Here is a 17820-nt window from a genome sequence, read left to right on the forward strand (position 1 = left end):
CGGTGCTGTTTGCTATATTAAAAGCTAGAACCGTACCTTTATGTATTTTTGACGAAGCGGAAGCGGCCCTTGACCAGGCCAATGTAGAACGCTTCGCTCGCTACCTCAAGCGCTTCAAGGACCAGTCGCAGTTCATTACCGTAACGCACCGTCCGGGAACGATGGAGCAGTGCGACACGCTCTTTGGCATTACCATGCAAAAAGACGGCGTCAGCCAGGTGCTCAAAGTTCAGCTCAAGGACGCAGCTGGAGCAGCAGGCGAACCAGCGCAGGCTTAAGCGCATTGGATATAGCAGCAAAGAACCAGAAATCACCAGAAAAAATCACTGAAAAAAGTATGAACCGGAACTCTAGCCGGAGAAGGAGGGCTTGGCATGGCCTTTTTGAAAAACTGAAATCCAAGTTTGTCCGTTCCAAAGACAAGGACAAATACCTCAGCGGGCTTTCCAAAAGCCGGAAAAGCTTCGGCGACCGGATCCGCGCGCTGTCCAACAGCTTTCATGGCATCAACGATGAACTTCTCGAAGAGATCATGATCATCCTGCTCGAAAGCGACATGGGCATTCACACCGCACAGAAAATCGTGGACGAATTTGAAGCCCGTTCCAAGGAAATCAAAACTACGATTCCATGGAAGACTACCTGATTCAGATTCTTTACGATTTCTACAACCCGGAAAAAGAAGAACCGTGGCACTTCAACGAAAACGGTCCGACCGTCATCCTGATGGTTGGCGTCAACGGATCGGGAAAAACGACCACAACCGCAAAGCTGATCAACTTCTTCCAGGAAACCGGAAAGACGGTGGCTGCAGCAGCCGCCGATACGTTCCGTGCCGGGGCAGTCGAACAGATTGAAATCTGGGCCGAACGGCTGAACGCCCCGTGCATCGCCGGCAAGGAAAAGCAGGATCCGGCCAGTGTTATTGTAGACGGTTGCCGCTACGCAAAAGACAACCAGATCGATGTGCTGATCTGCGATACCGCCGGCCGCCTTCAGAACAAGACGAATCTGATGAAAGAGCTCGAAAAGATGAGCCGTGTTGCCGGACGCGAAATCGAAGGCGCCCCGCACGAAACGTGGCTCGTTCTCGATGCGACAACCGGACAGAACGGCATTTCGCAGGCGAAGGAATTCATGGAGGTCACCCCGGTAACGGGTATTATCCTGACCAAAATGGATGGTACCGCAAAAGGCGGCGTCGTTATGGCGATCCGCGATCAGCTCGGTCTGCCGGTCCGTTTCCTCGGACTGGGTGAAAAACCGGAAGATCTGCGCCCGTTCGATCTGTCTTCCTATCTGATCGGCATCACCAAAGGACTGGAAGACTAGTCGAACATGATTTCGCATCTTGAAGCCAACGATCTGTTTGATCTGTACAGCCTCCTGCTTTCGCCCAGACAGCAGGAAGTGCTTTCGCTTTATTTCCAGGAAGACTTTTCGCTTTCGGAAATCCGGGAAAATCTCGGCATTTCCAAAGCAGCGGTGTATGACGCCCTTCAAAAGGGGTAAGCGCCATGGAGCAGTACGAAGAAAAGCTCCATCTTCTGGCGTATCGAAAAATTATTAACGACTATATCGCGGACCATCCCGAAGCCAGAGTGCTCGAAGAAAAGCTCGAAGCGATCGGCGCGTCCGATTAAAAATCCATCTATGCCTGCAGCCGGCTCCCGCCTGCGCGTCCAGACATGGATCCATTCAGAACTACGGCAGAGGAAGAAAAGCCTCTGCCTTTTTTTCGAAATCCGTTTTGTTTCGGTTTTGAATTGTCTTTGCAAAATTTGCGCTCGACGTACTGGAGGTCCGCGGTGCCGGTCCACCTGCTCGAGTGACCAGAAAAGCCAATCGCTTATACACAAGCGGTTTTTCGATCGTTCGAAACCGCGCAGCAAGTCTCCCTTCGTTTTCCGTAATTGCGGTAAATATTTCAATTTCTAGGACGGAAATCACAGGGATTCATCTGCGGATGAAAAAGGTTGTACACTGAAAGAAGCGAAACCTAGAGAAAAGGAGATTTTTAAAATGGCAATTGTTATGTCAGTCAATGCCGGCAGCTCTTCCCTGAAATTCCAGGTTTATGAAATGCCGGAAGAAAAAGTTCTCGCCAAAGGACTTGTTGAACGTATTGGTTTAAACGATGGAGTGTTCTCCATTACCGTGGACGGTCAGAAATACACCACCACCTGCGATATCCCGGATCACGAAGCTGCAGTACGCATGCTCGTTGACGCTCTGCTCGAGCACCACGTTGTAAATTCCCTCGATGATATCAAAGCCGTTGGCCATCGTATCGTACACGGCGGCGAATTCTACTCGGATTCCGTTGAAGCCAGCGCCGATGCGGTTGAAAAAGTCGAAGAGTGTATCCCCTTGCACCGCTGCACAACCCGGCAGGTCTTGTAGGATACAAATCCTTCTCCAAACTGCTCCCCGATGCCAGCCAGACTTTTGTTTTTGATACAGCCTTCCATCAGACGATGCCGGCAGAAAACTTCATCTACCCGATTCCTTACGAATACTACGAAGAAGATAAAATCCGCCGCTACGGCTTCCACGGAACAAGCCACAAGTATCTGACGCAGCGCTATGCCGAAATCACTGGCAAGAAGCCGGAAGACGTTCAGATCATCACCTGCCACCTCGGAAACGGCGGTTCCATCACCGCGGTTAAAGACGGCAAATCCTTCAAGACGTCCATGGGTCTGACTCCGCTGGCCGGTATCGAAATGGGTACCCGTTCCGGGGACATCGATCCAGCCATCCCAGGCGTTCTGATGCAGCGTCATAACCTGACTGCACAGGAAGTCGACAATATCCTCAACAAGAAATCCGGTCTGCTTGGCGTATCCGGCGTATCTTCCGACAGCCGCGATATCGAAAACGCAGCCAAGGAAGGCAACGAACGCGCAAAACTCGCCAGCAAGATTTTCGATGACCGCGTTATTGAAACCGTAGGCGGCTACTATGCCCTGATGGGCGGCGCAGATGCCATTCTGTTTGCGGGAGGCATTGGCGAAAACTCCATCACAACCCGTGAAGCCATCATCGACGGTCTCGCTGCTCTGGGTGTAAAACTCGATCACGAAGCCAACAACTGCCGCGGCAAGGAAGTGAAAATTTCTGCAGATGACTCTTCCATGGACGTGTATGTCATTCCGACAGATGAAGAAGTCATGATTGCCCGCGACGCCTACAAAAATCTTGCCGCTGAATAAAGAAGTACAGCCTCTGTTTGACGCATTTGATCAGGCAGAGTCGATCGTCGTATTCCATCATTTTTTCCGGACCCCGACGCCCTGGGTACGCAGATGGGTATGGCTGAGTTTTTAAAAGCACGCTATCCAGACAAGACGATCCTCATGGCGGGGAGCCAGGAGGGCATGGATTCGATCAGCGATGCACAGATGGAACAGTCTTTAGCGCTTCTGTGCGATACCGCGACCGGCGAGCGTGTGGATGATCTTCGCTTTACCCGGGCAAAAAGATTGCCCGTATTGACCACCACATTCAGCTCGAAGACTACGGCGATCTTGATTACGTCGATGAAAAATCGGCGGCCGCTGCTCAGACCGCAGTCGATATTCTTAAAAGCATGGCGAAACGCTGACGCCTAAGGCTGCCCAGCATTTCATGGAAGCTCTGATGTCCGATACCCAGCGCTTTACGTTGCCCAACGTCAGTCCGGCGACGTTTGAAGCCGCAGCGTGGCTGGTCGGCCAGGGCGCAAGCGTGCAGAAAGCGGCGCTGAATCTCTATTCCAAAACCGTTTCGCGCAGCGTCTATGAAGGCAAGGTGCTTTCGAAACTTTGCGTACTCGATCGTCTGGCGATTGCGGTGATGAGCCGGGAAGACTACCTGTCCATCGGACTGCCTTTTGAAGACGCCAAATCGGTGGTCAACATCATGGGCAATCTGGATGGCGTGGAAATCTGGGCGCTCTTTACTGAGGAATCTGACGGCGTGCATTATCGCGGTTCGCTGCGTTCGCGCTCGATCGCGGTCGACGCGCTGGCCAACGAATGGCATGGCGGCGGTCATAAAAACGCCTGCGGCGTTAAGAATCTTACCGCTGCCGACGTGGAAACGATCACGCAGCAGCTGCGCAGACTTTCGCTTTCCAAAGACTAGATGCAATATGGGAATCGAACGATTCCAGAAACGGGATCAGGAGATTTCAAATACAAAATTCAAGCGATAAATTCGGCTGTCCGACCTGGGAAAACTCAGAGCGGACAGCCTTTTTCACGCCGTTGTGTCGGCTTTCGACAGGCTTTTGCCAAGCACTCTGTCCGGCGTCCGTTCTGGCCAGCATATCCGTTCGGCAGGCGGGAATAGCCGCCTTTTTGTGGAGTTCTTGAGAAATGGTAAACTAGGTCTATGATTCATCTTCATACGCGATCACGCTATTCGCTGCTCGAGGCGGTTCTCGATATTGACGACATCATTCGCCTCGCCAAGGAAAATCATCAGACGGCTGTGGCCCTGACCGATCATCGTTCGATGTTTGCGACGATGTCTTTGTGCATGCCGCAAAAGAAGCCGGACTCAAGCCGATCATTGGACTGGAAGTCGAGACAAACTGGAAAAATCAGCCGATTTCCTTTTGCTGCTGGCCAAAAACGGACAGGGTCTGCATTCGCTTTATCTGCTTTCTACCCGACTGATGTCTGACTCGACGCCGCTTGAACTCGACGATATGAAGGCGTATGTCGACGGCTGTATTCTCATGAACGCAGGCGGCGACGACGTGTTCGAAACGCTCGCTCATGAGCCAAATGAAGACCTTCTGGATGAACTGCTCGATACGCTCAAATCCTTTGTCCTGGATCCGGACGATCTCTATATCGCAATGTCGATTCACGATTCACCGTATTTCCGTCAGAAAGATGAACAGCTCAAAAAGCGTGCCCAATTCAAAGAGATCCCGACCGTTGCGCTCAGCCGGATTGAATACGAAAAACCGGAAGATGAGCGCACCCTGCGCCTTCTGCAGGCGATCAATCAGCAGAAAGTGATCGACCATCCCGACATTCGGGTACGAAGCGGCCGCTACTGGCGAACAGAAGACGAAATGGAATCGCTCTACGACGCGGACGATCTCAAAGCCACGGAAACGATTGCCGCCCGAATTGAAGACTACCGTCTGCCCAAAGCAAGTCTGCCGCAGTTTGTCAACAAGGTAAATCTGAGCAGTGAAGACTACTTGCGCGAGCTGTGTCTGGCCGGTCTGAAAAAGCGGCTGCAGGGAAAAACGGTCAACGCGCAAGTGTATCGCGAGCGGCTTGATCATGAGCTGAATGTCATTTTGTCCATGGGGTTTGCGGACTATTTTTTAATCGTATGGGACTTCATTCGCGAAGCGCGTTCCCGCAAAATTCTCGTCGGTCCCGGACGAGGCAGCGCGGCCGGATCGCTCGTTTCGTGGGTGCTGGGCATTTCGCACGTTGACCCGATTCAGTCCGGATTGCTCTTTGAACGTTTTCTCAATCCGGAGCGTATTTCCATGCCGGATATCGATACCGACTTTCCGGATAACCGCCGCGATGAAGTGATCGAATACGTACAGTCCGTCTATGGAAAAGGCCATGTCGCCCATATCGTGACTTTCTCCCGATTAAAAGCGCGTGCCGCTTTGCGCGACTGCGCGAAGGCATTAGGTCTTGGCGTACGGGAAGCGGACAAGCTGACGGCGATTGCGGCGACGATGCCAAACGAAACGCTGCCGTCGGTCTATGCACAAAGCCGCGCGTTTTCTTCGCTGGTAGAGAATTCGCCCTCGCTCAAAAAGCTGTATCACGCCGCCTGCGCCATTGAAGGCTTTCCAAGACATACGTCCATTCATGCCGGCGGTATTGTGCTGGCGCGGGATGTGATTACCGAACAGGCACCGATGATGGACGACGGCAGCAGCGTCCCTGCCGTTCAGTTTTCGATGGAACATCTCGAAGAAATTGGTCTGATCAAATTCGACTTTCTGGCGCTGCGCAACTTAAGCATGATCGAAGAAATCCTGCAGGAAATTCAGCGCCAGAACGGTCCGGTGATCGAACCGCTCCATCTGCCTTTAAACGATCCGCAAGTGTATGCGCTGCTGCGCACCGGCGATACGCTGGGCGTCTTTCAGCTGGAAAGTTCTGGCATTCGTCAGCTCATTTTGCGCTTCAAGCCGGAACGCTTTGAAGATATTGCCGCCATTCTGGCGCTGTATCGACCGGGCCCGATGAAAAGCATCGATACGTATCTGAACGCCCGTTTCAACCCGCGGGCCAGACAGTCGATCCATCCGCTGATCGATCCGATTCTGGCCGAAACCGGCGGCATTTTCCTGTATCAGGAGCAGATTATGGAAGCCGCAAGAATTCTGGGCGGATTTACTCTGGCTCAGGCGGACATTTTGCGAAAGGCGATGTCCAAGAAAAACGCGAAACGATGGAAGCCTGGAAAAGCCGCTTTGTAGAAGGGGCGCAGAAGCAGGGAATTGAAGCCGAACAGGCTGACAAAATATTTGAAATCATGGAACAGTTTGCGGACTACGGCTTCAACAAGTCGCATTCGTACGCGTACGGTCTGATCGTTTACCAGATGGCGTGGCTGAAAACCCATTACCCGCTGTCGTTTTATCAGGTCCTGCTCGATTACACGGGCAAGTCCGGTGCCAAACTCGCCAGCATTTTGGGCGAAGCCGCCCATCGGCACATTCGCGTTTTGCCAGTATCGCTCAACCGCTCCGGTACCCGTTATCAGATCGAAGGCAACGCGCTTCGGATTCCGCTTACCCAGGTCCGTACGTTTTCGAGACAGCAGGCTGAAAAGATTGAACAGGAGCGCCAGGAACATGGCCCCTTTACGGATCCGGTCATGTCGGTGCTGCGTCTTTCCGCACTGAAAATCAAGGACGAGCAGATCGTCAGCCTCGTTCGGACCGGTGCCTTTGATGAAATGGGCATCAACCGCGAGAGTCTGGAAGCCGCGCTGGAAGAAATTCTTCGTCTGGGCGATCTGGCCATGCTGGATCCCGAAGGCGGCGGGTGGCGTCTGGCCGGCGTTTCCGCGCCGATCGTCGCCAGACTTCCCGTCGATCCAGCCAGACGAATCGTTCACGAAAAGGACGTGCTCGGCTTTCTGAGCGGCCCGCATCCGGCGGAAGGCGTTCGCGCATCGGATCGATCCCTCGTATCGATTGCGGCTGCAGGCCGTCTCAAAGGTGGTACGAGCCTACGCATCTGCGCCATGATTTCCCGCATCCACCTGCATAAGACGAAGAAAGGCGATACAATGGCTTACGTTACGCTCGATGACGATACCGGACAGATGGAAGGCGCTGTCATGCCCACGACGTATGCCAGAGCGCAGGACGATTTGAAAGACGGTGCGTTTGTGGTCGCCCAGGGCAGGATGGATCAGCGAAGGAAGGGTCCATGGCGATTTTTGAACTCCACTTTCTGCCGCTCAGTTCTGGTCCAGTCCGACGGCGCTGAGCCAATGAGTCGTACCGGTCTGAAACGATTCGAGCCGGTACAAACAGATAACGAAAGGCAGAACTAAGAAGAATCAAGCAGAAAAAACTCAAAAATCAGGATGCTGAATCCAAAAAGAAACGAAAACCCTTTCGGCGGCTGGCTTCGCGGCCAATGCCAAAAAGCAATTCGCCTTTGCCTAAAGGCTCAATTTACCTACTTGACGCGGACATAAGGAATCATTAATATATGTCTGTTGCAGTCTTCACGACTTGCAACCGCACAGAAGAGGCTTTAAAGCGGCGACAAGCCCGCCTTCATGGCGAGTATCAAGAATCGGAAAGGAGACCATCTATGTACGCAATTATCGAAACCGGCGGAAAACAGATCAAGGTTGAAGACGGATCCGTAATCTGGGTAGAAAAACTGAACGCTCAGGAAGGTGAAACCGTAACATTCGACAAAGTTCTGTACGCAGACGGAAAAATCGGCAAACCCTTCGTGGAGGGCGCCGTTGTAACCGGCGTGGTTGAAAAACAGGGCAAAGGCAAGAAAATCACGATCGTGAAATACCGCCCGAAAAATCTTCCACACGCAGAAAACAGGGTCACAGACAGCCCTATACGCGCGTTAAAATCGAATCCATTCAGGCTTAATGATTCGGATCCGTATTGCTCGGCGCGGCACGGATATTCAGGAAATTAAGATTACCGGACACGCTCTGTCGGCTCCATACGGAGAAGACCTGGTGTGCTGCGGCGTATCAGCCATTTCCATATCCGCATTAAACGCGATCGACGAAATGTTCCCAGAAGCCTGCCGGCTTGTCTGCGAAGACAACCGCATTCTCATCGATGTTCAGACGAGCAGTGAGAAACTGCAGACGGCTCTGGACATGGTTGCGCTTCAGCTTCAGTGCATGGCGCAGACGTATCCAAAGCACATCCAGCTGGGAACGGATTAACGTGCAGCTTTATATTTCAATCATCCGAAGAGAAAGAGGTAAAATCATGCGTTTTAATATGGACCTTCAGTTCTTCGCTTCCAAAAAAGGTGTAGGTTCGACAAAGAACGGCCGTGATTCGCACTCCAAACGCCTTGGTGCGAAACTCGCAGACGGACAGAAATGTCTGGCCGGTGCTGTCATCTACCGTCAGCGCGGAACTAAAATTCATCCCGGAACAAATGTAGGCAGAGGCGGCGACGATACGCTCTTCGCTACAGTTGACGGCGTTGTTAAATACGAAAGACTCGGCAAAACAAGAAAGAAAGTTTCTGTTTACCCAGTTGACTAAGCAAACATTAAATTGAGCCTGTCCAAGGCTCTTTTTCATGTATGAAATATGATGATCAGGAGAGTGAGGTACCAGCATGTTTGTAGATCAGGTCAAAGTTCACGTCAAAGCCGGTAAGGGCGGCGATGGACTCGTGTCGTTCAAACACGAAAAATATATTGCCAATGGAGGTCCTTTCGGAGGAGACGGAGGAAATGGCGGCAGCGTCATCTTTGAAGCCGATCCCGGTATGGTCACCCTTCTGGATCTGCGTTTCAACCGGATTATCCGTGCCCAGGAAGGGGAGAAGGGAAAGAACAAGCGGATGCACGGCGCCAACGCCTGCGATCGTATTGTTAAAGTGCCGCTCGGCACAATCGTCAAGCGTGCCGATACCGGCCAGATTCTGGCCGATCTGACGGAAGCCCATCAGCAGCAGGTTGTCGCGAAAGGCGGCCAGGGCGGACGCGGAAACTCGCGATTTAAATCGTCCCGCAACGTCGCGCCGCGCTATGCGGAGCCGGGCAAGGAAGGTGAAGAATTCGATGTCATCGTCGAACTGCGCACCCTTGCGGATGTCGGCCTCGTCGGCTATCCGTCGGTCGGCAAATCTACATTCCTGGACGCTGTATCGCGTGCCCGCCCGGAAATCGGCGATTATCCGTTTACGACCATTACGCCAAACGTCGGCGTAGTCCAGACCAAGGACGGCCGCAGCTTTGTCATGGCGGACCTGCCAGGGCTGATTGACGGCGCCAGCGAAGGAAAGGGCCTTGGCCATCAGTTCCTTCGTCATATCGAACGCTGCCGCGTTATCATTCATGTCATCGACATGGGCGGCGAAGAAGGCCGTGATCCGGTACAGGATTACGCCAATATCAACAAGGAACTCGAAAACTACCATCTGCGTCTGCTTGAACGCCCGCAGATTGTGGTCGCCAATAAAATGGACGAAGAACATGCACAGGAAAATCTGCGCCGCTTCAAGGAAGCCTATCCGGATCTCGAAGTCTTTGAGACGATGACCCTCATTCACGAAGGCCTGGATCCGGTACTGCGCAAAGCGGCCGATCTGCTCGAGACGACGCCGGTTTTCCCGGTCCTTGACGAAAACGAGCAGGATCAGGGCGTTACGTATACGTTCGCCGAAAAAGAGAAGCCCTTTACGATCGAGCAGGCGGCTCCTGGACGCTACAAAGTCTATGGACCGCTCATCAAGAAAAACTTCAATCTCGACAAGCTCAATACAGATGAGGACTTCTACAACTTCGCCAATCAGATGCGCTTCCTTGGCATCGATAAGCATTTGCGCGAAGCCGGCGCGGAAGACGGCGACGTGGTGGAACTCGAAGGCTACGAGTTCGAATTCCTGGAAAACTAGTTTTCCCCATACTTTTAAATGTTTAATAACAGGTCGTCTGTCCCAGAACGGAAAAACAGTTTCTGGTAAAAATGGATGATGTCCGTGCAGATTCAAGCCGAAAGGAATATTGTTTTCCTCTCGGCTTTTTTGCGTTCATCGCCTTTTACCTATTGAAAAGGCGAGCTTTTCTAAAATCTGCAAGGCATTTCACTAAAGGGATCTGTTTTCTGCTATTTTTAAAGTTAAAATGTAAAGGATATCATTCCACTTTCCCTAAGATGTAAATCAAGAATGAACAAAGTCCAGCGTTTTTGGCAGATATGTCTATTCATATTGAAAAAGTATTCGGGCTGTTTTTCTTTTTCAGGCAGTCTCTGTTCGGGCAAAATACAGAGAAAACCGCAAAAGAATATGGATTTGAATGTCGAAAACCGGAGAAAAAAGAAGGAGTAAAAATGAAAAAGCTGCTAAGCTGACCAGCGCGTTTCTTTCGCTGCTGCTCGGCGCCAGTCCGCTGTTAACGACGACCATCCCGGCCGTAGCCAACGAAGCCAGAGCCGGGCAGGATGACGCACTGACCGGCGAAGTTATTGACGTCACGGAATACGGTGCGGATCCGTCCGGATACAAGGACAGTTCCCCTGCCATCATCGAGGCCATTGCTGCGGCCAAGGAAAAGACGGATGCAGGCGAGTCTGTCACGCTTTCTTTCCAAAGGGCGAATACAATTTCTACCCGGACAAGGCCACGAAAAACTGCTCTACCTGTCCAACACAACCGGTGCGAATACCAGCGCATCGCAGCGCACCATCGGAATCTGTATTGAAGACATGCAGAACGTTACCATCGACGGCAACGGTTCCCGTTTTGTTTACCACGGCAAGATGACGCCGTATGCGTCGATTTCTTCGGAAAATGTCGTATTCAAAAACTTCAGTATCGATTACGCGGCACCAACCTGTCTGGAAATGACTGCGGTTGTGGTGGACCAGGCTGCAAAAACGATCACGTACCACATTCCGGAAAGTCTGACCTACACTCTGGATGGAACGAACATCAACTGGAGTTCAGACAAATCGCCCTATACCGGTCAGCCGTACTGGACTCAGGCGAACTCATACAGCTATACCCAGAGCTTTGACGCGGTAAGCGGCGATGCGTGGCGCGGAAGTTCGGATCCTCGTTCCGGTGCTTCAAGCATTGAAGATCTTGGAAACCACATGCTTAAGATCCACTATTCTTCCATGCCGGACATTCCGGCTGGCCGCGTTTATCAAACCCGCAACACGCTGCGCGATCAGACCGCAGGAACGCTGGCGTATTCCAAAAACGTCACCCTGCAGAACATCGAAGAAAACTACGTTCACGGTTTTGGCATCATCGTGCAGATGTGCGAAGACATTACGCTGGACGGCGTTATCTTCGATACGCCGGACAACTCCGGACGCGCAACGTCCTCAAGTGCCGATGACATCAACATTTCCGGTGTCAAAGGAAAAATCACGATCAAGAACTCCCGGTTCCACAATCCGCACGATGACCCGATCAACGTGCATGGAACATTTCTGAAAGTCACAAACGTAGATGGAAACAAAGTCACCGTGGAATACCAGCATAACGAGACATCCGGTTTTCCGAACTACTTTGTCGGCGACAAGATTGAGTTCTCCGAAAGGGAAGCATGGCGCCAGTAGCCAATTCTACCCGTACAGTTACGGCAGTCAGCTCTCCGGATGGCAAAGGCGGCTGGATCGGAGAAAATACCGGTTCTCTGGGCCGCATCGTCCTGACGCTCGATGAGGCGGTGCCCGCTGGCATTACCGCCAACAACTACCTGACCGAAAACATTTCCTATACGCCGGATGTCGACATTCATGACAACGTCTTTGACGCCTCGCCGACGCGCGGAATTCTCTGTACGACCCGCGGCAATGTCCAGATTCATGACAACATGTTCAACCGCATGAACATGGCGGGCATTTACATTTCCTGTGACGGTCAGTCCTGGTATGAATCTGGCCGTTCGACCAATGTGAACATCTATAACAACACATTTATCAACGGCAACTCACAGGACATTTTCATTGATCCGACTAACCCGAACGTTTCCAAGGACAAGCCGGTTCATCACAACATCAACATTGAAAACAATACGTTCTATACCGAAGGCCATAAAGTACTGGACGCTAAGAGTACCGAAGGCATCACGTTCAAGAACAATACCGTTCTTCGCTCGCAGCCGTTCTCTTCGCTCAGTTTCACAACCACAAGCGATGAGATGACAGTGGGCGATACGATGGTTCCGACAGCCACAATGGAAATGAACAAGTATACTTCCAACCTGTTCTCCTTTAACGGCTGCTCGAATATTAAATTTGAAGGCAACACCTATGATCCGCAGCTGCGCCCGGGCATTGACTTTGGCGGAGGAACAAATGCGGCTGACGTCACATCCACCGACCAGACCAGCGCGTCTCTGAACCAGAACCTGCCGGAAGATGCCAAAGCCTACTATCTTTCCAGCGATCCATCCGTGATTTCCACCGATGCCGCCGGCAACCTGATTGCGGAAGGCCCAGGTGAAGCCACCATTACCGGCTATGTCATCAGCGGAACCCGTAAATTCGAGATGGGAAGCAAAACCATCACCGTTACCGGCGATGCGTCCACATCGGATGCGACGATCGCCGTATCCAGCAATAAAACGGTCCTCAACGGCGGAGACACCGCCAAACTGAGCGCCACAGTAACCGGTGCTGAAGAAGGAACGAAAGTTTCCTGGATCGTTCGCGACGCCTTTACCGGACAGGAAACCGATGGGGCAACCATTACCGAAGACGGCACCCTTACCGCCGGCAATGCAACATTCATCGTCCGCGTAACGGCAAAAGCTGCAGGCACTTCCGCAAGTACCTTGATCCAGATCAATGGTGCGCGTGAATACAAACTGAGCGATGCGCTGAGCGTTCTGCACGCAGCCGAAAGTGATTCGGACCTGTCGCGTGTCGTTTATGGCGACGGCACGATCAAAATGCCTCTGCTTCCTGTTGGTCTGTATCAGCAGCAGGCCGCTGCACATACGCTGGGAACGGCAGTACCAGAAGGTATCGATAAAACAGACTTTACTGTAACAGTAAAAGCCAGCACGCCAGACGGCAACGGAAACTGGGGCTACAGCGGCCTGTATCTCTTTAAGGATCAGGACAATTACGTCTCAGTAGAAAAGAAGAGCCGCGACGGCTCGAGCAATGTCTCCGAGCGCATGGCCATGGTCCGCGAAGTCAGTCAACATGCAGCGGAAACGTGGAATGGCGGCACGGAAGGCGACGGTGAAAACCTGAACACCGCTGCGGATGTATGGTATCGAATCGTTAAGAAAGACACTACGATCGAAGGCTACTACAGCAAGGACGGCGAAACCTTTAACAAGATCGGTCAGGTAGACGGCGCATTCCTTGGAGATGACTTCAAGATTGCACTGGCGGCTGGATCGAACGCTGTCTCGCCTGTACCGTTTGTTACCTATTCCGGACTCACCGTAACGAGCGGCGAGACGGTGAAGAATATTGCGCTTACACAGGAAAATACGCTTCCTGCTCTGACTTCCGCTTCGTGCGCACTGAACGGCAAGACGCTTTCCGTCAGCGCCGAAGGCCAGAGTGCAGGTACCGAACTTGCTGTTCTCTGGGAAAAGGCAGACAGCAAAGACGGTCCATGGACACCGGCCGATTCGCTGACCGGAACTACGCCGGCGGTCGGCAACAGCCTGGCGGGCAAATTTATTCGCGCCAAAGTCTATCAGAAAAAGGTTCGGCTCTGTCTGCGCCAGTAACAACCGCAGCGGTACAGACAGAAGCGAAACATACCGTAACGATTAATACGCCTGCAGAATCTGTCAAAGCAGGAGAAAACGCGACCTTTACCGCTACGGCTTCGGATGAAAATGCAAGCATCGCCTGGAGTGTCTGTGACGCCTTTACGGGTCAGGCCACAACGGCAGCCACGATCAATGAAAGCACCGGTGTGCTGAGCGGCGTTTCCAGCGGTCTGGTTCTTGTTACTGCGACGACGGGCAGTGCGAGTGCAAGCACGCTGGTAAAAATCGAAAAAGAAGCCTATGGACTGGCCGATGGCGTAACGATCGCACATCGAGCAAGCGCAGACTCCTCCGCTTCGGGTATTGTTCCAGGTGAATCCGGACTGAGCATGGCTCACTGGCACTTTGGTCTGTATCAGCAGCAGACTCCGGGTCATGTAGTAACGTTTGAACTCCCAGATGGCGTTGATGCTGAGCACTTCTCCATTGATGTCAAAGCAAATGCGCCGCAGGGCTCCGGCTACTGGGGTGCGAGCGGTCTCTACCTTTTCAAAGATGCGGACAACTATATTTCCGTGGAACGAAAGAGCCGTTCAAATACAAGTAATGAACGAGAAGTCATGGCGCTTGTACGCGAAGTAAATCAGAGTGCAGCTGAATACTGGGATGACGGCAATGTAGATACCGCTCCAAGCATGGCCCACATAGATAATGTCTGGTATCGCCTCAGTCGAGACGGCAGTACGATCACAGCCGCCTACAGTACGGACGGAACTACCTTCAAGACGATTTCTTCCAATACAGACACAAGTTTCCTCGACGGTGAGAGAACCATCGCTCTGGCCACAGCGACTGGAAACAACGACAGTCATCCGGTAACGACGTTCAGCGATCTTTCCATTACCAGCAATGGCGAGACCAAAGCCTTTGCCCTGACAAGGAAAGTTGAACTTGCCGCACCGACTTCAGTTTCGGTTACGGACGATGAAGAATCGCAGACTCTCCATGCATCGGCAAATACAGACAGTGCCAATGGTTCGATTTCCTACGTATGGCAGAGCGCCGGCAGCTTAGACGGTCCGTGGACGGTTGAGACCGGCCTGCATGGCGACAATGCGCAGTACGATGACAAACTGAATGGAAAGTATCTGCGTGTTCTCGCCTATACCGTTGAAAACGGCATCGTAGGTCCAGCAGCAGAATCGGCTGCGGTACTCATTAAGAACGCTCAGGAAGTGGAAAATCCTGCAGCAACCAAGGAAAGCAGTGAAACACGTCTTGGCAAAGCCCAGGTCAAAGTCGCTGACGCAAAAGACTTCAGCAGTCTCGAGCTTTCCCGTCAGTACTGGTATCTGTTCGCGGATGAAGATCAGGAGACGATCTCCTATGACTTCGCAGCCCTTGCACCGGATGCCAAAGTCACAGTCAGCTTCAACAACAAGCCGGTCGATGCCAAGGCGGATGATGTAAAACTGTACGCCGGCTTCAACCTGTTCGAAATTTTCGTTACCGCTAAAGACGGAACGATTAAGGATTACCGTCTGCAGGTATTCCGCTCCGGCGATGGCGACCAGTCGGTCAAGACCCTTATAGTCAACGGTGCAGAAGTCGCAATTCCAGAAGACGGAAAGGTTCGCGTCGATGTCGATTCCACGGCCACAAGCGCGGCTATCGAAGCCGAAGCGAATTCGAAGCGCAGCACGATCGAATACTTCCTCGATGGCAAGAAGCTCGACAACCCGATGATTGATCTTAAGGACGGCCCGAATAAAGTGATTGTCGTCTGCCACAGCGAGGCACTCCAGATGCCGAACTATGTCGAAGTCAACGTCTACAAAGCGACAAACGCAGACTGCAGCCTGAGCGGCGTGGATTTCGGAGCGAATGCGTCCCTTACCGAAACCTTTGATCAAGCCGTTGACACGTATACGGGTTCGCATTTCGGTCTGCTCATTCCGTTCACTTTCACCGCGACCAACGCCAATGCGAAAGTTGAAGTCTTCAAGGGCGACACGCTGATTAAGAGCGGAACCGGCAGCGTAACCTGGAATACAAACGGCTCGGCTGAAGATCCAACCGAGATCAAAGTCAAAGTCACCAGCCCCGATGCGTCGGCGACCAAGACGTACAGCTTCACCCTCACGCCAGCCGACGGCTATTACGCATCGGAACTGCCCTGGACGAAAGCCGAAACCGGCTGGTCCGGTCACAACCCGCAGCGTGATCTCAGTGTGGAAGGCAATGTGCTGACCCTCTTTGACGGAACGAAAGATGTTACATTCGCCAAAGGGATCGGTACGCATTCTGCCGCGAGCGGAGATGTAGATATCGATATCGATCTGAGCGGCAAGCAGGGACTCGATCACTTCTATTCCAAAGTCGGACTGGACAAGGAAGCCGCTTCGGCCAGCCCGAAAGTCAAGTTTACGGTTCTGGCCGACGGTGTAGAACTTGGCTCGGTCGACAACCAGACGCGTGAAATGAAGTACGGCGAAATCGACGTGGATATTCCAGCCGGAACGAAGACGCTGACGCTGCGCGTTACCAACCGCGCGGACGGAAACTCCAACTCGCATGCCGACTGGGCTGAAGCCAAACTGACGAAGAAAGCGGAAACCCCGCTCCATCTGAGCGCTCAAATTGATCCATCCTGCAGCGGAACCGGAACGGTGACTGCATCGGAAGGCGATCTGGCCGCCGGTCAGTGGGTAACCGTCAAAGCGGAAGCAGCCGAAGGATCCCGTTTCGTTCGCTGGACCAAAGCCGATGGAACGGAACTGAGTACGGATGCGGAATACACGTACCAGATCGCAGCCGACACCGCTTCGATCCTGGCCGTATTCGAAAGCACAGACGGCAAGCTCCCGGCTCCAACAGGACTGACGGCGACGCCGTCCCGTGAAAACGGTGTACTGGGCGCTACCCTCAGCTGGAATGCGGTAGAAAACGCAAATGGCTACACCGTAGGCATCACCATGCCAAACGGCATGCATTTCGAAATGCCGGGAAGCGAAACGTCCATGCCGACCGGTCTGACCCGCAAAGGTACCTGGACCTGGACCGTTACTGCCAACGGCAGCGAAGAATCCGGAACGCTTGACAGTAAACCTGCCGAAAGCAAGATTCAGGTTATCGGTGTAACCTTCGATACGCAGATTGAGGGCGAACAGAGCAGTGAAGCGCTCTACGTTGCCGGATCCCCTGTTGAAAAACCGGCTGATCCAGAACGCGAAGGCTATACGTTCAGCGGCTGGTATACCGATGCGGATTGCCAGAATGCGTTCAGCTTCGAAACCGAGAAGCCGGCAGCCGAAACCACGCTTTACGCGAAGTGGACCAAAGACGAAGAGCCGACACCGGAACTTGACTGGACGCTTCTGAATGCGGCGATTGATAAGGGCAATGCGATCAACGCAAAACTGGCATCCTACTCCGATACCGGCAAGAAAGCCTTCACCGATACGCTGGCCTTGGCAAAACTGCTCAAAACCAGTAAGAACACAACGCAGCAGGAGATTGACGCAATGGCTAAAGATCTGGCTTCCAAAGAGCTGGCTCTGCGCCTGACGCCCGACAAGAGTCTGCTGACGAAGTAATTCATTCGTGCTTACCAGACGTTCTGGAGGATTTAGACTTTTTCCACCACTTTTGACGAACCAGAATGTCTGAAGCAAATTGCGGCGGTTCACGCCTGCAGAGAAAACTGCAGGACGAACCGCCGCTTTTCTGTATCCAAAAGAGAAAGGAAATTGACGGCGTCTTTCTTACGATTGCCGGGAAATCTGCCTTAGAAAAAGCGGATATTGTAAAATGAGACAGAGAATCGCAAAGCCGGTTCAAAATGCGACAAGACAGAGCCCTCCTGCTGCAGCTGCTTCTTCGGATACCGAAAGAGCATAAGAATATCCG

General features: G+C 52.6%; 15 protein-coding genes, 3 pseudogenes and 1 other annotated feature. All 18 genes and pseudogenes read left to right on the plus strand.

Features of this window, described 5'->3' with window-relative positions:
- The first annotated feature begins 2 nt into the window (after positions 1-2).
- The 18 genes and pseudogenes from KWG61_RS06465 (at position 3) to KWG61_RS06540 (ending at position 17507) form a co-directional block, all read left to right on the plus strand.
- On the plus strand, positions 3-278 hold the full coding sequence (locus KWG61_RS06465; RefSeq protein WP_242745295.1) for a hypothetical protein: 276 nt from the start codon (positions 3-5) through the stop codon (positions 276-278).
- 59 nt (positions 279-337) lie between these two features.
- Positions 338-1332, plus strand: a pseudogene (gene ftsY / locus KWG61_RS06470) (signal recognition particle-docking protein FtsY).
- A gap of 6 nt (positions 1333-1338) precedes the next feature.
- Positions 1339-1512, plus strand: coding sequence for a sigma factor-like helix-turn-helix DNA-binding protein (locus tag KWG61_RS06475; RefSeq protein WP_242745296.1), 174 nt, complete (start codon positions 1339-1341; stop codon positions 1510-1512).
- Positions 1513-1517: 5 nt separating this feature from the next.
- Positions 1518-1643: a hypothetical protein gene (locus KWG61_RS16115; protein ID WP_256460807.1), complete on the plus strand. Its 126-nt coding sequence runs from the start codon at positions 1518-1520 to the stop codon at positions 1641-1643.
- A 379-nt stretch (positions 1644-2022) separates the two neighbouring features.
- Positions 2023-3215: pseudogene (locus KWG61_RS06480) on the plus strand (acetate/propionate family kinase).
- 99 nt (positions 3216-3314) lie between these two features.
- Entirely contained in the window at positions 3315-3614 is a 300-nt protein-coding gene (locus KWG61_RS06485) for a hypothetical protein (RefSeq protein WP_242745297.1), read from the plus strand.
- A gap of 16 nt (positions 3615-3630) precedes the next feature.
- Complete coding sequence (locus tag KWG61_RS06490) at positions 3631-4128, plus strand: bifunctional oligoribonuclease/PAP phosphatase NrnA (protein WP_242745298.1); 498 nt, start codon at positions 3631-3633, stop codon at positions 4126-4128.
- 249 nt (positions 4129-4377) lie between these two features.
- Positions 4378-4671, plus strand: a complete 294-nt coding sequence (locus KWG61_RS17190) for a PHP domain-containing protein (protein WP_367614272.1) — start codon at positions 4378-4380, stop codon at positions 4669-4671.
- Positions 4604-6457 carry a DNA polymerase III subunit alpha gene (dnaE, locus tag KWG61_RS06495; RefSeq protein ID WP_242745299.1) on the plus strand — a complete coding sequence of 618 codons (1854 nt, stop codon included), beginning with the start codon at positions 4604-4606 and terminating at the stop codon, positions 6455-6457. Before KWG61_RS17190 ends, dnaE begins: the two co-directional genes overlap by 68 nt.
- Positions 6430-7545 carry an OB-fold nucleic acid binding domain-containing protein gene (locus KWG61_RS06500; protein ID WP_242745300.1) on the plus strand — a complete coding sequence of 372 codons (1116 nt, stop codon included), beginning with the start codon at positions 6430-6432 and terminating at the stop codon, positions 7543-7545. The genes dnaE and KWG61_RS06500 overlap by 28 nt, the downstream gene beginning before the upstream one ends.
- Before the next feature lie 178 nt (positions 7546-7723).
- Positions 7724-7797 (plus strand) — a sequence feature (ribosomal protein L21 leader region).
- A 14-nt stretch (positions 7798-7811) separates the two neighbouring features.
- Positions 7812-8113 (plus strand): annotated as a pseudogene (gene rplU / locus KWG61_RS06505) (50S ribosomal protein L21).
- On the plus strand, positions 8113-8421 hold the full coding sequence (locus tag KWG61_RS06510) for a ribosomal-processing cysteine protease Prp (protein WP_230266638.1): 309 nt from the start codon (positions 8113-8115) through the stop codon (positions 8419-8421). The pseudogene rplU and the gene KWG61_RS06510 overlap by 1 nt, the downstream one beginning before the upstream one ends.
- Positions 8422-8467: 46 nt before the next feature.
- Complete coding sequence (gene rpmA / locus KWG61_RS06515; RefSeq protein WP_230266639.1) at positions 8468-8752, plus strand: 50S ribosomal protein L27; 285 nt, start codon at positions 8468-8470, stop codon at positions 8750-8752.
- Between the two features lie 76 nt (positions 8753-8828).
- Positions 8829-10112: a GTPase ObgE gene (gene obgE / locus KWG61_RS06520; RefSeq protein WP_230266640.1), complete on the plus strand. Its 1284-nt coding sequence runs from the start codon at positions 8829-8831 to the stop codon at positions 10110-10112.
- A gap of 403 nt (positions 10113-10515) precedes the next feature.
- The gene (locus tag KWG61_RS06525) at positions 10516-10920 is read left to right on the plus strand and encodes a hypothetical protein (protein ID WP_242745301.1); all 405 of its coding nucleotides are present in this window, start codon (positions 10516-10518) and stop codon (positions 10918-10920) included.
- Positions 10921-10924: 4 nt separating this feature from the next.
- A complete protein-coding gene (locus KWG61_RS06530; RefSeq protein WP_242745302.1) occupies positions 10925-11788 on the plus strand; it encodes a hypothetical protein in 864 nt (287 codons plus the stop codon).
- Positions 11776-13926 carry a hypothetical protein gene (locus KWG61_RS06535; RefSeq protein WP_242745303.1) on the plus strand — a complete coding sequence of 717 codons (2151 nt, stop codon included), beginning with the start codon at positions 11776-11778 and terminating at the stop codon, positions 13924-13926. The genes KWG61_RS06530 and KWG61_RS06535 overlap by 13 nt, the downstream gene beginning before the upstream one ends.
- Positions 13809-17507 carry an NPCBM/NEW2 domain-containing protein gene (locus tag KWG61_RS06540; RefSeq protein WP_242745304.1) on the plus strand — a complete coding sequence of 1233 codons (3699 nt, stop codon included), beginning with the start codon at positions 13809-13811 and terminating at the stop codon, positions 17505-17507. The genes KWG61_RS06535 and KWG61_RS06540 overlap by 118 nt, the downstream gene beginning before the upstream one ends.
- Positions 17508-17820 lie beyond the last annotated feature (313 nt).

The organism is Allobaculum sp. Allo2, assembly GCF_022701175.1.
Taxonomy (GTDB): domain Bacteria; phylum Bacillota_I; class Bacilli_A; order Erysipelotrichales; family Erysipelotrichaceae; genus Allobaculum; species Allobaculum fili.

Coding starts and splice junctions, on each gene's coding strand:
- KWG61_RS06500 (WP_242745300.1), top strand. CDS start 6,430: ATGGAAGCCTGGAAAAGCCGCTTTGTAGAAGGGGCGCAGAAGCAGGGA.
- KWG61_RS16115 (WP_256460807.1), top strand. CDS start 1,518: ATGGAGCAGTACGAAGAAAAGCTCCATCTTCTGGCGTATCGAAAAATT.
- KWG61_RS06475 (WP_242745296.1), top strand. CDS start 1,339: ATGATTTCGCATCTTGAAGCCAACGATCTGTTTGATCTGTACAGCCTC.
- KWG61_RS06510 (WP_230266638.1), top strand. CDS start 8,113: ATGATTCGGATCCGTATTGCTCGGCGCGGCACGGATATTCAGGAAATT.
- KWG61_RS06530 (WP_242745302.1), top strand. CDS start 10,925: ATGCAGAACGTTACCATCGACGGCAACGGTTCCCGTTTTGTTTACCAC.
- KWG61_RS06485 (WP_242745297.1), top strand. CDS start 3,315: ATGGCTGAGTTTTTAAAAGCACGCTATCCAGACAAGACGATCCTCATG.
- KWG61_RS06540 (WP_242745304.1), top strand. CDS start 13,809: ATGGACACCGGCCGATTCGCTGACCGGAACTACGCCGGCGGTCGGCAA.
- rpmA (WP_230266639.1), top strand. CDS start 8,468: ATGCGTTTTAATATGGACCTTCAGTTCTTCGCTTCCAAAAAAGGTGTA.
- KWG61_RS17190 (WP_367614272.1), top strand. CDS start 4,378: ATGATTCATCTTCATACGCGATCACGCTATTCGCTGCTCGAGGCGGTT.
- KWG61_RS06525 (WP_242745301.1), top strand. CDS start 10,516: ATGTCGAAAACCGGAGAAAAAAGAAGGAGTAAAAATGAAAAAGCTGCT.
- KWG61_RS06490 (WP_242745298.1), top strand. CDS start 3,631: ATGGAAGCTCTGATGTCCGATACCCAGCGCTTTACGTTGCCCAACGTC.
- obgE (WP_230266640.1), top strand. CDS start 8,829: ATGTTTGTAGATCAGGTCAAAGTTCACGTCAAAGCCGGTAAGGGCGGC.
- KWG61_RS06535 (WP_242745303.1), top strand. CDS start 11,776: ATGGCGCCAGTAGCCAATTCTACCCGTACAGTTACGGCAGTCAGCTCT.